Here is a 13,943-nt window from a genome sequence, read left to right as displayed (position 1 = left end):
AATCTTGAAACTTTTCAAAATTATATCCCATCTCTTGAATTTCGTCAAGAATGTTCATACGTGCATACTTGCCAGTTTCGCGTAGCCAAGCCGGTACCGCCATTACGATAGGTGTGCCCGATTTAATGAGAGGGGTAATATTTTTAAGAAAACCCAAAGCAATCTCTCTACACTTAGCTTTTTCCGTCTTAAATTTTATATCCACTGGCGGCTTAGACATCGGTGCTCCAAGGTAGCTTTCGAAAGCAACCGCATCAATCTGTCCCTCCCACTGAAAGGTTGTAGCATCGCCCACCGCCAGTTTGTCTAAGATCACATCTTTTTTTAAGATTAGTTCTGGTTTAATTTTAAATCTCTTGCTATTTCTCTCGTTAAAAAGCCAGTTTAAATTTTTCTTTGAAAATTCAATCATGCGTTCGCTAAGGTCCGTACCATATGGTATGTAGCCCATAATTGCCGCTTCCTGTAGAACTACGCCTGTTCCACAAAACGGGTCCAATATTCTCGCCCCCTCGGGAAGAGGCCCACACAAATTAATTAAAATCTGCGCCAATTTCGGAGGTAGCATCCCTACTTTCGCGTCTCTTGCCGGTCGCGCCTGATCTCTCTCAGTGTATGCAGTGATATTTTGAGTGCCGAGGCTGAGGTAAAGTTCCCGGTCAAGCACCAAAATTTCATAACAACCAGGTTTTTCACCTAATTGATTATGGTGTGCGGTTGCGGAAGGAATCTCAGGTTCCTTGCTGGTAATTACTCGAACACTACGATTCATTTTTCCCAAGCTACGCTTAATCTCCATACTCTTCTGGAAAGCAAATCCCGCCTTTTTTTGCTTTGAAAAGTCTGAAATTCCAAAAGTGATTTTGCCCTCAGGGTGTAATTCATTTAAATGCTTAACTAATCCTTTAAAATCACCCTCGAATAATTCACCGAGCTTCATTGTTCCGCCCAGTCGATTTATTTCGGGTTTTTTATTGTTTAACTGAAAAATTATTAAGTTTTTTCCAACCAATTTTGCGTGCTTGTCGTATAATGCTTGGATTTCTGCCAAAGAAATTAGAGGTTGGCGGCCTGCTACTGCGAGGTACTTCATATAAATATTATATCAAAATTTAGGCCAATATTAAACCATCTTATGCTCTTCTATGCAAATCGTATTTTTTCTCTTTAATCTAGAAACACCTATGCTATAATATCTAGGATATGTTTAAAAAAATTCTTAGCCTAATCACTTTAGCCCTCGTCGCCTTTGTTATCTGGGGTGCCTGGGACCAAATCACCGCCGCCACTAGTTGTATTTTTGGAGGACACTGTATTGAAGGTGGTGAATTTAGTATTAATTTATTTATTGTCTGCCTCCTCATTCCAGAACAGCTCTTCATGTATTACTGTGCTGGTAAAATTTTCTTCGCCTATATGGCAGGAAAACAGAGAATCGCTGAGCAGAAGAATAAGGGAGACAAAGAAGCTAAGAAAATTTCCACATGGGAGCTTGCTCGCATCTCTTTTGAGCTCAATTTTGTAAATCATGCCATTCCATCTGGTGGTGTCTCTGGTCTTGGTTATATCACCTGGCGCCTAAAAAATTACGGAGCCACAGCCGGCCAGGTTAGTTTTATGTATATCTTGCGCTATTTAATCACCATTCTTGCAAATCAGACTCAAACCATTTTCGCCATCATCTTCCTCATTGTGACTGGCAGTGTTCCGTCTAATGCATACTGGATGGTTTGGCTGGTTGGCGCTATGAGTGTCGGAATTATTGTCGCCATCGCTGTTCTTATTGCCATTGTTTCAAGCCGCAAGATGATCCGCTGGGCAGCCAAAGAACTTACTGCCTTTTCTAACTGGTTTGTTAAAACAATTACTTTTGGCAAAAAGAAGCAGGTTCTTGAGCTCGAAAAAGTTAATAAGTATTTCATGGATCTGCACGAAGATTTTCTTACTGCTAAGAAAGATAAAAAGCTTCTCGTTAAGCCTGTTATCTGGGGTTTTCTCTATAATTTCCTTGAAATTGCAACCTACGAAATCGTTGCCATATCTTTAGGCCACGGCGAAATCTTCCCACAGATCATGGTCGCAGAGGCTCTCGGTTCCCTCGTTGGTGCTGTTCTTCCTACCCCAGGAGGCGTCGGTGGCTACGAAGGCTCTATGATTACCGTTATGTGTATTCTTGGCACCAACCTTGCTGTTGCAAGTACCGTCGTTATCGTGACTCGTGTTATCGTCCTTCTTAATACCATTGTCTCTGGTTATGGTTTCTATCAAAATGCCATCTCAAAGATTGGCAAAGCCGATAAAAAGAAGGTCTTTGAATCTTCAAAAGAATCCTAAATATGTCGGAAGCTCCGCGATTTACTGTTAGTCAATTTGTTTCAGTTACAAATCAAGTTTTAGAAACTGGGTTAGGTGACGTTGTAGTTTTTGGTGAGGTCAGCAGTTTTAAAGTCAACCAAGGCAAATGGGTCTTCTTTGATCTAAAAGATTCCGAATCGTCCATCGGTTGTTTTATGACAATCTATCAACTTGGTGGTTTTCCTCTTGAAGACGGCATGAAGATTGCCGTTCAGGCCACACCCAAACTCACTAACTTTGGTAAATTCAGTCTCACTATCAAGCGTTTCCATCCTCTAGGCGAAGGCAGTCTTAAAAAAGCCTTTGAGCTGCTTAAAGCTAAATTACAGAAAGAAGGCCTCTTTGATCCGGCTAAAAAACGTCCCATTGCTCGCAACCTTGAGCGTCTAGGTGTCATTTCTTCCACTCAGGCCGCCGGCTATGCTGACTTTATTAAAATTATTAACGAACGCTGGGGTGAGCTTAAGATTCAGGTGGCACATACCCAGGTTCAAGGATTGCCAGCCGTTGATCAAATCGTGCGTGCGATTGAGTACATGAATCAATATACGGATAATCAAGTGATTGCCCTGATTCGTGGTGGTGGCTCAAAAGATGATCTGGCGATTTTTAACGATGAAAAATTGGTTCGCGCCATTGCTGGAAGTCGTATTCCAATCATCACGGGTATTGGCCATGAAGTTGATGAGTCTCTTGCTGATCTTGCAGCCGACCTAGCTGCCTCCACTCCAAGTAATGCCGCTCAGTTTTTGACTCGCGATCGCCAAGCTGAGATTCACTCACTTAAACTTCAGGTGTCACGTATTCATCAGCAGATTGTGAACAAAATTAATTTTGAAGAACATAAGTTAAGGGAACAAATTGAAAGTATTCGCACTAAAATCTTTAATTTCCTGCAACTTGAACTTCAAAAAATCCAACAAAAGCAGAAGATTATCGAAAATTTAAATCCAGACATCGTCTTAAGGCGTGGTTATGCTATTATTCATGGTCATTTATCAGAGAATGCGATTGTTCATCTTGAAACCGAAACTCATCAAGCCGAAGCAAAAATAATTAAAGTCAAAAATAAGGAGTAATCATGGCAGAATCAACCAGTCCTAAGAAGACGAAAACTAAAACCACTGTTCTTTCAATTAATCAACGTTTAGAACAATTAGATCAGCAGATTGAGTGGTTTTACGGCGATGAATTTTCTCTTGAAGAGGCCAGTCAAAAATATCAGGAAGTAGCTCTCTCGGCAAAAGAAATTGAAAAAAGTCTCAATGAAATTAAGAATCAAATCGAAGTTATCGATCGCGATTTTAGTAAGGAATAGAACGTAAAGTAAGCAAGTAACTTTACAAATAAATAATCATAAGTAAAATATAAATATATGGATAATCAGGGTTCAAATAATTTTAATAACGGTCAAGGTGTTACGCCGCAAGACGCTAATTTTTGGAATCCAATTTCTCCACAAGGACAACCAGCTTCGCAAACTGCACAAGCTTCTCAGGCCCCGCAACCAGTGCAGTCTTCACAGGCTTTTGGTTTTGCGTCCACTCCTGCTGCTCCTGCCGCTTCCGTTACTCCATCTGCGACCTCCACTCCTGGCTTTAATCAACCTGTATCTGCTTATTCCTCAGCAAATCCTACGGTCTTACCTCAGGCCTCCGCTATGTCTCAAGCCATACCTTCATCTACTCCAGCAAATAACGCCTCCTTTATGTCTCAGGTTACTGATCCTTCCGGCAATCTCCTAAATAAAGACTTTAATCTCATGACCGATGAGGAGAAAAAAGAAGCTGAGCGTATCGCTCGTGCTAAGAACCGTGTCGACCTCCTTAAAACCATTGGTTTGATTGTCGTTTCTCTTCTCGCAGTCCTCTTTATCGGACTCTTTATCTGGATGACCTTAAAATGGAGTGAAGCCAACACCAACGTACAGGGAAAAATTGACGTGGCTGTTGCCGAGGCTAGAAATAGTTTACAAACTAAGTTAGAAAATGATTTTGAAGAAAAAGAAAAATATCCTTTCTTAACATTTTCCGGCCCCACCGATCTTGGCGCCTTAAACTTTGAATATCCTAAAACTTGGAATCTTTACATTCCTGATGATGCGAGTCGTGGTGGCGACTATCATGCCTATCTCAATCCTGGCCAGGTCAACGTTGTGGCTGACAATACCGTCATGGCTCTTCGGGTCACAATTAAAAACGAACAACTTGATCGCGTTCTTGAGGATTTCACTGATAAAGTTCAGTCACAAGAAATGACCGTCTCTTCAACAGTGGTTAATGGTGTCAATGTTAATGTGTATACTGGTAAATTAGATAGTGACCTTATGGGCATTGTCTGTGTCTTTAAGATTCGCGATAAGACTGCTCTGCTTCAAACCGATTCGAGCAATGTCTTCCGTGCTGACTTTGAACGTATTCTCTCCACCATCCGCTTCAATAGTTAATCAGGTGCGTTTCTTCAAATGCAATTTTCAAAAATCTGACTATAAATTTTTTCTCTGCTATAATTAACCTATGGTAAGTGAGGTCGGAGGTTTAGCAGTTGTTGCCCATGAGTTGAAAAGTCCGCTTGCGGTGATGCGTCAGCTTGCTCTTTCAATGGATTTTCAGGAGGACAGCCTCGCTGAGTTAAAGGATACTAAGAAACAACTGATCAATATTTCTGAGCGTGCTCTCAGACAAGTTAACGATCTTACTAAAATTGCTAGACTCGAGGATGGTCTCTTCGAAATGGAGCCAGTCTCTGTGCGCCGAATTTGCGACCATGTTCTCACTGAACTTCAGCCCTTTTTTCAGATCAACCAACGCAGCGTTGCAGCTTTTTATAAAAATCGTCACGACCTCGCCATTGCGAATCCGGACCTTCTCTTCAGTGTTATATATAACTTCTGTATTAACGCAATGTATTATTCCACCTCTGAAACGGAGTCATCTCTGGTAATTTCTGACCGTGGTGATTCTGTAGAGATTACGGTGCGTGACTTTGGGCCCTGCCTTCCTAAACAGATTTGGCAATCTCTAAAAGATGGTATGGTCCGTCCTGCAAGTATCTCCATGCGCCCCGGCAGTTCCGGCCTGGGCCTCTTCATTGCCTCAAAGTTTTCGCAGTACATGCAGGCAGAACTTTTAGCGGTGCGTCATCGTGACGGCACTAGTTTTAAACTTCGCCTTCCCGCATCCAAGCAAGTTGCGTTTGCCTTTTAGGGTTTTATTATGTTAAAGAACAATCTAGCTTCCACTAAAGAAACCATCGAAATCTTCCTGCTTGAGGATGATCCCATTCTTTCACAGCTTTTTTCGAAGAACTTAAAGAGGGCTTTTCAAAAAAATGGTCAGAATCTGTCAATTCGCTGCTTTACAAATTGCATAGAAGCCATTGCTGCATTGCCGGATGGCTGTAAACCGCCGGCTCTTTTTATTCTGGATGTTCTTTTGACCGGACCGGACGGCTTCACCTTTTTGAATGAAATCGCCTCCTACCCTGATCTTTCCAAAATACCAGTTATTATTGTTTCTTCTCTCAAGTTTCCCGATCAGACCTACGAAAGTTATAATGTCGTGGAAATTTTAAATAAAACCACCATGACTCCACAGGCGCTTTTTTTCGCCGTCGTTAAAGCTTTAAAAAAGAAGGACTCTGAGGTTTAGATGGCTGATCTTAAGACCGACGCAATTGTCTTAAAGCGTGTAAACTATCGTGAAGGTGATCGCATTATTACCTTTCTCACTCCTGACGGTCGCCTCTCTGCTATTGCTAAGGGAGCTCGTAAAGAAAAATCTAAGCTTGCCGGTGGTATTGAGATGTTCACTCTATCTAGTATCGTCGTTCACCAAAATGATTCCAAAAAAACCGAGAAGGTTGCTGATGACTCATTTGGTATTCTTACTTCAGCCAGACCCAAGGAATTTTATCATCAAATCATTAGTGATCTTGAAACCTTAGAACTAGCCTCTAGCTTTTTAAAACAAGTTTCACGCCTTTCGCATCAAATTGACTCAGCTGACCTTTTTAATCTTTTACATCAAACCCTAAGCGCTCTAAATTCAACGCAATCTGATGCCTCAACTAAACAGTTGATTAAAATCTATTTTCACTTAAATCAGGCTAGAATCTCTGGTGAAGAAATTAACGTCTTCTTTGATCGTGATGGCCAAAGGCTTGAGGCCTCAGCCACTTACGACTGGGATAATTTTGAAAAAGTTCTTATCAGAAGACCAGATGGGGAAGGCATGATTGATCAAAATGTCATTAAAATTCTCCGTCTCATTTTGTCAACCAATATTCATGTTATCCTAAAAATCAAAAACCTTTATACCTATTTGCCGATACTTTCCTATATTGCCAGCTAAGATGTTATAATAAGAAGAAATAATAGGAGTTGATATGGCAAAACTTGAGGATATCGTTAGTCTATGTAAGCGTCGTGGTTTTATTTTCCAAGGATCTGATGTTTATGGCGGTATGGCTGGTACTTGGGATTTTGGTCCTCTTGGTGTCGCTTTAAAGCGTAAAATTATGCAAACCTGGTGGAAATACTGGGTTGAGGACCGTGAAGATATGCTTGGTGTCGACGCTGCCATTATTATGAATCCTAAAACCTGGGTCGCTTCAGGACATGCTGCCACTTTTGCCGACCCGCTCGTAGAATGTAATGAATGTCATGGTCGCTTCCGTGCTGATAAATTAGCTAAAACCGCCGAAGGCCATGATTTATCCGCTAATATCACGAAAGATCAACTGATCAATGCTGGCATCAAATGCCCGACCTGTGGCAAGATCAACTGGGGAGAGGTTAAACAATTTAATATGATGTTTGAGACCCATGTTGGTGCCGTGTCTGATGAGACGTCAGTCGCCTACTTGCGTCCAGAAACTGCCCAAGGTATTTTTACGAACTATAAAAACGTGGTCGATAACGTTTATCCTGATCTGCCTTTTGGTCTTGCTCAGCAGGGAAAAGCTTTTCGTAATGAGATTTCTCCACGTGATTTTATCTTCCGTTGTCGTGAGCTTGAGCAGATGGAGATTGAATATTTCGTGCATCCAAATGATTGGGAGCGTATCTTTACTGAACTCCTTCGAGATGTTCATGTTTTTCTTGAAGAGACAATGCAGCTTCCAGCTAATATGATTCATGAATATGAGGTTCCAGCCGATGATCGTGCGCACTATTCAAAGCGAACCGTCGATATTGAATTTGACTTTCCGATTGGATCCGAAGAGCTCATGGGTATTGCCTACCGTACGGATTTTGACCTTCAGAATGTAGCCCGCGCATCTGGTAAGAATATGGAGTATCGAGACAAGAAGACTGGCGAAAGCTTTGTGCCACATGTCATTGAGCCTTCCTTTGGTGTCGAACGCTTAGTTATGGCGGTGCTTTCTGCTGCCTATCACGAAGATGAAGTAAATGGTGAGAAACGCACAGTCTTAAAACTCCCTGAAGCTTTTGCTCCATTCCGTTTTTGTGTCTCCCCTCTGCTTAAAAATAAACCTGAACTAGTCGAAAAAGCCAGAACTGTTTATCAAATTCTCCGTAAGAAATATGGTAATGTTACTTGGGATGATTCTGGTAATATTGGTAAGCGTTATCGTAAGCAGGATGAAATCGGTACTCCAAAATGTGTGGTCATCGATTTTGATACTCTTGAAGATGATACCGTTACAATTAGAGACCGTGATACGCTGGCTCAAACTCGTGTCAAAATTAATGAGTTATAATCAAATTAAACTAAAATTAGGAGGTAATTATCAAAAAGCAGCCAATTAAGCGACGTTTTCGACGGTTTTTCTCGCATCTCCATGACGCAATCAAAAATCTTCCGAGCCTCTTTGGAAATCGCCATTTTCTTTGGCCGTTCCTGATCTGTCTTCTAGTTTTTGGTTTTCTTCTCAATTTCTTTGCGGCTGGTTCGGCCAACTGGCAGCTCTTCCAACTCTCCAACTTACGCGGAAAACTTGTCCTTATTGCTCATACTGTTGCTGCCGTGTTTGGTGTGGGCCGCACCCTGCCGGACTTCTTCTTTATGTCGTTAATTAATCTAGTTCAATCAGTACTCATTGGCCTACTTTTCTTTATCTTGCACTTTCGCAAACAGAATCTCTCCGATAATCTTCAAAGTACCGGTATTATTGCCAGCTTCTTTCTATTAAGCTCTGGTTGTCCCACCTGTGGTACTGCGCTTCTTGCTCCTATTTTTATTTCGATCCTTGGCTCATCCGGGCTGGCGTTAATCGGTACTGTTTCCGTGATTCTTAATCTTATATCGTTAATTATGGCGTTCTTCGTTTTCCAAAAACTTGGCTATGAGGCATATATAATTTCTGAGGCAGAAAAATATCAACAAATAAAATCCCAAAAAGAACCTGAAGGAGAAAAACATGAGTAAAAATGATCATCATCAAATAGATTCTACTGACTTTAAAGATTATGAAGAACATACTAGACCCAGCATGTTTAGCCGCGCTATTCGTCTTATTGTTATTGGTGCTATCATCGTAGTTTTTCTTGCATTAGCTCTTACTTCCGCACCCAAGAATCAAGATTTAAATAGTATTCGCGACGAACGCACGATTTTAGGTAATAAAAACGCCAAAAATCATTATGTCATGGTAACTGATGTTATGTGTCCATATTGTACCGTCTTCTCACGTCTCACATTAGAGAATCAGGAAAAATTTGAGAAATATCTCAAAGATCACGATATTGTTTTTGAACTACGTGTCACCGACTTTTTGTCTGAAAATAATATGGATCACTATGGCTTTTCAAGAATGAGCGCCGAGGCTGTGGCCTGTGCTACTGAACAGAATAGATTCTGGGATTACTACCACCAGGTGATTCGTCGCCTTTGGCAAGATTATCAAAGTAAGGGTATTGGTACTTCTAAAAATGCGCCAGCCATCAAGGATCTCACTCCCGCATATTGGCAGAGCATTGCTAAAGAAGTTAATCTCGATCCTTCCTTTAATGAATGTTTATCTGAACATAAAATGCTAGATAAGGTTAAGCAAAATACTGCTGAAGCCACCACTTTTATGGGGCGATACAATTTAGGTGGTATGCCAAGCTTTAAATTTGGCTCCTTTGCAACCTCTGGCTTTGATACTAGCTGGGATTACAGTTATGTTGAGCGGTTCCTGGCTCAAGGCCTAAAGTAAACTGCTTCGCCTCAAATAAAACAGTCGGTACATGTGGAGGCGGCGTAAAGTCAGTCTCCTTTAGGGGCAATCGGATTCGCGTCGCATAATTTTTAGCTAGAATCCTACCGAGTTGGCTGGTATAGTGTCTCTCTGTAATAATTAATTTTAAGGCCAGTTGTTTTTGTAGAATCAAATAAATCGCATCTGGTCGTCGATGGCTTTTATTTTCTAATTCAACTATTTGTCCATCCCGATTTTCTAAATTGAGTAATTTATAAAATACTTCGGCAGACAAGGAAAAAGGCGGATTGGCAAAAATCTTGTAAGGTTCATTTGGTAGTTTTAGCTCCCTAAGATCATCCACAAAAATTTCCACATTAGAAATTTTCTGGCGCTCCAAGTTTGCTCGCAATTTTTTTGCAGTCTCCGGGTCTTTTTCGACAGCGATCACTTTTTTGCAGCGTCTTGCTAGTGCGCTCGTTATTACGCCAGAGCCGGCGCCAAAGTCAATCACTAGATCTCGCTTCTTAATATTAGAGTGTCCAATCAGAAATAATGCCAGTTTTGGACTTTTTAGGAAATTCTGATCCAATTGAAATTTTCGCATCTACGCCTATTTCCCCCGAACCTTAAAAGTCTTATTAAATTTTGCTAGAATCTCGCTCTGCTCAATCTGTGAGCGAATTAGTGATTCACCCAGTTTTAACCAAATGTCGGAAATTGCCTTCTTCTTTTCCTTTGGTGTATTCATAAATTCCTTTAGAATTTTAGGACCAAAATGCTTCCATTCACGCATTAATTCTATCGGATTATTTAGTTCTACTGATGAAAAAATTTCAAACATCCCGTTGATGAAAATTTTTATTTCCTCGCGACTAGCATTTTGCATCCATTGATTGATCGCACGATTAATCATATTACTGCGCTTTGTCGTTTTCGAGCGAACCAATTTATTACCCTCAATCTGCCAAGAGTAAATATCGTGTTGATAAACATTCTTCGCAGTACTATGTACGATCATCAGTCCTTCACGGTGTTCAAACAGACGCCCAATAATTGATTCTTGCGGTACAAAAGTATTGATTCGCTCAAGGATTTTAAAAGAACCTAAGTCTTGTTCGACTAAGTCCTTGCGAATTCCTGGTCCATCATAGTTATAAACAGCCTGGATTCTTTTTTGAACATGGTCCGCAGCATGAATGGCGGCAAAGATTGATACATGCCCACCCTTAGAATGCCCTCCTAGGTATAACTTCTTCCAAAAAAACTTGAGGCTAACTTTTTTAAGATATTCAAGCGCTTCGATCTGGGCAGGAATATTATCAAGAAAGGCTAAGTTGAAATCTTCCTTCCAACCAGTCAGGGAACTATCAGTCCCATAAAAGGAAAGATATGCTCTCCGAAGATTCAAGTGAATAGTGACGGCAGAAAACTGTTTTTCGAGTGTCTCATCGTTGTGACGCACGAAATTACTGATGCGCATTTTATTAAAACGCCTTGACTGTCCGAGTAATTCAATTAACTTACGATCATCTGGCCAGCCAAAAGCCGAAGCTGGCAGCTCATACATTTTATCCGCTACCGATGCAATTGTCTCAAATAAGCCCAGTTTAATTTTATGAAACGGCAAATAAGAAATTCGCGCCAAAATCAGCTGATCGGCTTCAGAAAAAGGTGCTTTCTTTGAAATTTTCTGTGTCCCCGCTACTCTCAAATAATCATTAATATTTGCCATATTTATGTTTATATTATATCATTGCAGGTATGAATGGAGGTAAAGTAACTACTTTTATTGATTTATTTGCTGGAATAGGTGGCTTTCATTTTGCGTTGCACCGTCAAGGAGCGGAGTGTGTTTTTTCTTCAGAATGGGATGATGAATGTAGAAAAACTTACACTGATAATTTTAAAAAAATATCTCCTCACATCTTTGAATTGTCATCAGGTAAAAACACTCTTTTCGAAGAAAAATTATTTGCCGGTGACATAACAAAGATTGACCCAAAAACGATACCTGACCACGATATCTTATGTGCCGGTTTTCCGTGTCAGCCTTTTTCTATATCTGGTAAGCAAAGAGGATTTGCTGACACCAGAGGAACGTTGTTTTTTAATGTATTAGAAATAGTAAAAACAAAACAGCCAAAAGTAGTCTTTCTGGAGAATGTTAAGCAACTTGTTTATCATGACCACGGAAATACATTAAGGGTTATTTTACAGTCATTAAATGATATTGGTTATAAAACCTCTTGGAAGGTCTTAAATGCAAAAGACTTTGGTACGGCGCAAAATCGTGAACGTATAATTATAATTGCCAATAAGGAAAAAGAATTTGATTTTTCTAAATTAGAGACGAAGCAAAGGACTAAGATTAAAAGTATTTTAGACAAAACTGGTAATTTTGAAATTTTGGACCCGAAAGACTATACTATTTTGCCAAAAGAACTGTGGCATGAACAAGATTCTGGTCTTATATTCTGTGGCTATAGAAATAAAAAAATGAGGACAGTTGGCGTCAGACCAGGAACCGAGTATTTATCTAGAGTACATAAACAGCCAAACAGAATTTATCATATAAATGGGACACACCCTACTTTACCGTCACAAGAAACTTCAGGAAGATTCTGGATTTATGATGGAAAGATAGTTAGAAAATTAACCGTGGATGAGTGTTATAAATTGCAAGGTTTCCCAAAAAGCTTTAAGAAAAATAGCAAGCTTTCGTCTTGTTATAAGCAAATTGGAAATTCAGTTGCCATTCCGATGATAGAAGCTGTTTATAAACAAATAAAGGAGCAATATAATCTATGATAGAAGATGCTGGAAACCCAAAAAGTAAATTAGTCGGCTACTATGGTCGTGCATTAAAAGAAAAATGCTTAGTGCAGGATGATATAAAAGTCGATATGGAATTGATATTAGATAGAGTTAATAAAAACAAGGGTGTCTATACGGTCTTGGTAACCTTAGCATTATATAAAACCTTACATCCAGAGCAAGATATTAGGCAACATAAGATTAATTTACCAAATGGTTTTTCTGGTAGAAGTTTCGATACTAAATACGTTACGCCGGTGTTAAAGGACTTATCATTACCATCTATGGCTGAAAGTGGTTGGTTAACTCGTAGCTTAGAACAAGATTACTCATTTGATATGAACTTCAACGGAATGATTACTCCAGTTGAATTAAAGAACTCGTTTCTCAGAGTTGTGGCAAAAATTCAAGAGAGTGATAATGAGGCGGAAAAGGTATTATTGGCGCTTTTGCACGGTGGAATAGAATACCGTGAAAATAATAAAATCGAAATAACTAGAGTAGGTACAGATGATATACGTATAGAAGCTGTCGTGGATATGCTGAAAGACCATTTTACTACGAAATACAATACGCACGGTGGATCGAAGTTGCCAGTGCTAGCTTTTTATACAATTTATTCAATTATCGTGCCAGAGATGGGAAGATATAAAGATTGTCACCTTTTGAAACTTGGGAGCCATACGGCTTCTGATAGAACCTCGAAAAGTGCTGGCGATATTGAAGTAGCTAGAAGTGATAATAGTATTTTCGAAGCTGTAGAAGTAAAATTGGACAAACCTGTAACTCCACAGATTATTCAAGTGGCTTATGAAAAAATTAATAAATTTGGAGTAGAAAGATACTATATCCTATCTGGAGTAGAACAAAAAACAGAAGATATAGATAGAAATTCGCAACTAACATTCGAGATTCAACAAGAACATGGTTGTCAATTAATTATAAATGGTCTATATTCATCATTAAAATATTACTTGCGGCTTATCTCTAATCCAAAAGATTTTCTAGATAAATATACTGAATTAGTAGAAAAAGATACGGAATTGCAGCCGACGCATAAAGAACGATTGCAAAAGTTAATTGATAAATACTTTGGCTAGGAGAATTGACTAAAATGAATATAGAGGAGTTTGTTAAAACAACAATAGATCAGGTAAGGGCAAATTTAGTAAAAACGTCTTATATTGGAGGCCTCAGGTCTGGCGATACATATATAAAAGAGCCAGTAGAATTTGACCTCGCAGTAGTAGTTTCAACAGAGGATTCAAAAGAGAATAAAATAAAAGGTAGTGGCAATATAAAGATTGCAAGAGTAGATGGAGAAACTTCTAGTAGAACTGGAACAAGAAACGAAACCGTATCAAGGGTTCGATTTGCAATACATATAGTTAACTAGTTTTGAACCAAAAGTCCCTCAGAGAGATTTTCATTTACGACTTAGATAAAGATGTTCAAGAATTAGATAATCTTATCAAAGACTCTATGTCTATAACCACTCACTGAGGAAGATTTCTTGAATACTAAAAATCACAATAAAAAATAAGGCCGCTTACATCTTAAAACAAGATTTAGAAGCCCTCATTGATATGAATAATTTCTATATGGTGGTTCCGACTGGACTAGAA

Annotated in this window: 16 protein-coding genes; 13 read left to right on the top strand and 3 right to left on the bottom strand. The window is 39.5% G+C overall.

The annotated features are described in order from the left end of the window. On the bottom strand, positions 1 to 1,093 hold a 1,093-nt coding region (locus G3KMM_RS02245), incomplete at its 3' end, for a TRM11 family methyltransferase (RefSeq protein WP_164998484.1). Between the two features lie 110 nt (positions 1,094 to 1,203). Between G3KMM_RS02245 and G3KMM_RS02240 the strand changes: the two genes are divergently transcribed. The 10 genes from G3KMM_RS02240 to G3KMM_RS02195 all read left to right on the top strand — a co-directional run bounded on the left by G3KMM_RS02240 (position 1,204) and on the right by G3KMM_RS02195 (position 9,519). Further along, entirely contained in the window at positions 1,204 to 2,334 is a 1,131-nt protein-coding gene (locus G3KMM_RS02240) for a lysylphosphatidylglycerol synthase transmembrane domain-containing protein (RefSeq protein ID WP_129605014.1), read from the top strand. A 2-nt stretch (positions 2,335 to 2,336) separates the two neighbouring features. Beyond that, entirely contained in the window at positions 2,337 to 3,434 is a 1,098-nt protein-coding gene (gene xseA, locus G3KMM_RS02235) for an exodeoxyribonuclease VII large subunit (RefSeq protein WP_129605011.1), read from the top strand. A gap of 2 nt (positions 3,435 to 3,436) precedes the next feature. Continuing rightward, on the top strand, positions 3,437 to 3,673 hold the full coding sequence (locus G3KMM_RS02230; RefSeq protein ID WP_129605009.1) for an exodeoxyribonuclease VII small subunit: 237 nt from the start codon (positions 3,437 to 3,439) through the stop codon (positions 3,671 to 3,673). 57 nt (positions 3,674 to 3,730) lie between these two features. Next, a complete protein-coding gene (locus G3KMM_RS02225; RefSeq protein WP_129605003.1) occupies positions 3,731 to 4,801 on the top strand; it encodes a hypothetical protein in 1,071 nt (356 codons plus the stop codon). A 70-nt stretch (positions 4,802 to 4,871) separates the two neighbouring features. Further along, positions 4,872 to 5,561, top strand: a complete 690-nt coding sequence (locus tag G3KMM_RS02220) for a sensor histidine kinase (protein ID WP_129604998.1) — start codon at positions 4,872 to 4,874, stop codon at positions 5,559 to 5,561. A 9-nt stretch (positions 5,562 to 5,570) separates the two neighbouring features. Further along, positions 5,571 to 6,005: a response regulator gene (locus tag G3KMM_RS02215; protein ID WP_129604993.1), complete on the top strand. Its 435-nt coding sequence runs from the start codon at positions 5,571 to 5,573 to the stop codon at positions 6,003 to 6,005. Further along, positions 6,006 to 6,707: a DNA repair protein RecO gene (recO, locus tag G3KMM_RS02210; protein ID WP_129604989.1), complete on the top strand. Its 702-nt coding sequence runs from the start codon at positions 6,006 to 6,008 to the stop codon at positions 6,705 to 6,707. A gap of 34 nt (positions 6,708 to 6,741) precedes the next feature. After that, complete coding sequence (locus G3KMM_RS02205) at positions 6,742 to 8,079, top strand: glycine--tRNA ligase (protein WP_129604986.1); 1,338 nt, start codon at positions 6,742 to 6,744, stop codon at positions 8,077 to 8,079. Positions 8,080 to 8,345: 266 nt separating this feature from the next. Continuing rightward, positions 8,346 to 8,747 carry a hypothetical protein gene (locus tag G3KMM_RS02200; protein WP_129604981.1) on the top strand — a complete coding sequence of 134 codons (402 nt, stop codon included), beginning with the start codon at positions 8,346 to 8,348 and terminating at the stop codon, positions 8,745 to 8,747. Further along, positions 8,740 to 9,519: a DsbA family protein gene (locus G3KMM_RS02195; RefSeq protein ID WP_129604977.1), complete on the top strand. Its 780-nt coding sequence runs from the start codon at positions 8,740 to 8,742 to the stop codon at positions 9,517 to 9,519. Before G3KMM_RS02200 ends, G3KMM_RS02195 begins: the two co-directional genes overlap by 8 nt. Here the strand turns inward: G3KMM_RS02195 and G3KMM_RS02190 are convergent. Further along, positions 9,467 to 10,108, bottom strand: coding sequence for an rRNA adenine N-6-methyltransferase family protein (locus tag G3KMM_RS02190; protein ID WP_129604972.1), 642 nt, complete (start codon positions 10,106 to 10,108; stop codon positions 9,467 to 9,469). The two genes, G3KMM_RS02195 and G3KMM_RS02190, sit on opposite strands and share 53 nt — an antisense overlap. A gap of 6 nt (positions 10,109 to 10,114) precedes the next feature. Next, the gene (locus G3KMM_RS02185) at positions 10,115 to 11,236 is read right to left on the bottom strand and encodes an Mbeg1-like protein (RefSeq protein ID WP_129604967.1); all 1,122 of its coding nucleotides are present in this window, start codon (positions 11,234 to 11,236) and stop codon (positions 10,115 to 10,117) included. Between the two features lie 29 nt (positions 11,237 to 11,265). Here G3KMM_RS02185 and dcm point away from each other — a divergent pair, with 29 nt between their 5' ends. Genes dcm through G3KMM_RS02175 form a run of 3 tightly spaced genes read left to right on the top strand, consistent with a single transcriptional unit; the run spans position 11,266 to position 13,714 of the window. After that, positions 11,266 to 12,312, top strand: coding sequence for a DNA (cytosine-5-)-methyltransferase (gene dcm / locus G3KMM_RS02885; RefSeq protein WP_195157081.1), 1,047 nt, complete (start codon positions 11,266 to 11,268; stop codon positions 12,310 to 12,312). Beyond that, complete coding sequence (locus G3KMM_RS02880) at positions 12,309 to 13,418, top strand: hypothetical protein (RefSeq protein ID WP_195157080.1); 1,110 nt, start codon at positions 12,309 to 12,311, stop codon at positions 13,416 to 13,418. The genes dcm and G3KMM_RS02880 overlap by 4 nt, the downstream gene beginning before the upstream one ends. A 14-nt stretch (positions 13,419 to 13,432) precedes the next feature. Next, on the top strand, positions 13,433 to 13,714 hold the full coding sequence (locus G3KMM_RS02175; protein ID WP_129604962.1) for a hypothetical protein: 282 nt from the start codon (positions 13,433 to 13,435) through the stop codon (positions 13,712 to 13,714). Positions 13,715 to 13,943 lie beyond the last annotated feature (229 nt).

The organism is Candidatus Nanosyncoccus nanoralicus (genome assembly GCF_004138405.1).
Classification (GTDB): Bacteria; Patescibacteriota; Saccharimonadia; order Saccharimonadales; family Saccharimonadaceae; genus Nanosyncoccus; species Nanosyncoccus nanoralicus.
This window is presented reverse-complemented; position numbering and strand designations above follow the sequence as displayed.

Coding starts and splice junctions, on each gene's coding strand:
- G3KMM_RS02240 (WP_129605014.1), top strand. CDS start 1,204: ATGTTTAAAAAAATTCTTAGCCTAATCACTTTAGCCCTCGTCGCCTTT.
- xseA (WP_129605011.1), top strand. CDS start 2,337: ATGTCGGAAGCTCCGCGATTTACTGTTAGTCAATTTGTTTCAGTTACA.
- G3KMM_RS02230 (WP_129605009.1), top strand. CDS start 3,437: ATGGCAGAATCAACCAGTCCTAAGAAGACGAAAACTAAAACCACTGTT.
- G3KMM_RS02225 (WP_129605003.1), top strand. CDS start 3,731: ATGGATAATCAGGGTTCAAATAATTTTAATAACGGTCAAGGTGTTACG.
- G3KMM_RS02220 (WP_129604998.1), top strand. CDS start 4,872: ATGGTAAGTGAGGTCGGAGGTTTAGCAGTTGTTGCCCATGAGTTGAAA.
- G3KMM_RS02215 (WP_129604993.1), top strand. CDS start 5,571: ATGTTAAAGAACAATCTAGCTTCCACTAAAGAAACCATCGAAATCTTC.
- recO (WP_129604989.1), top strand. CDS start 6,006: ATGGCTGATCTTAAGACCGACGCAATTGTCTTAAAGCGTGTAAACTAT.
- G3KMM_RS02205 (WP_129604986.1), top strand. CDS start 6,742: ATGGCAAAACTTGAGGATATCGTTAGTCTATGTAAGCGTCGTGGTTTT.
- G3KMM_RS02195 (WP_129604977.1), top strand. CDS start 8,740: ATGAGTAAAAATGATCATCATCAAATAGATTCTACTGACTTTAAAGAT.
- G3KMM_RS02190 (WP_129604972.1), bottom strand. CDS start 10,108: ATGCGAAAATTTCAATTGGATCAGAATTTCCTAAAAAGTCCAAAACTG.
- G3KMM_RS02185 (WP_129604967.1), bottom strand. CDS start 11,236: ATGGCAAATATTAATGATTATTTGAGAGTAGCGGGGACACAGAAAATT.
- dcm (WP_195157081.1), top strand. CDS start 11,266: ATGAATGGAGGTAAAGTAACTACTTTTATTGATTTATTTGCTGGAATA.
- G3KMM_RS02880 (WP_195157080.1), top strand. CDS start 12,309: ATGATAGAAGATGCTGGAAACCCAAAAAGTAAATTAGTCGGCTACTAT.
- G3KMM_RS02175 (WP_129604962.1), top strand. CDS start 13,433: ATGAATATAGAGGAGTTTGTTAAAACAACAATAGATCAGGTAAGGGCA.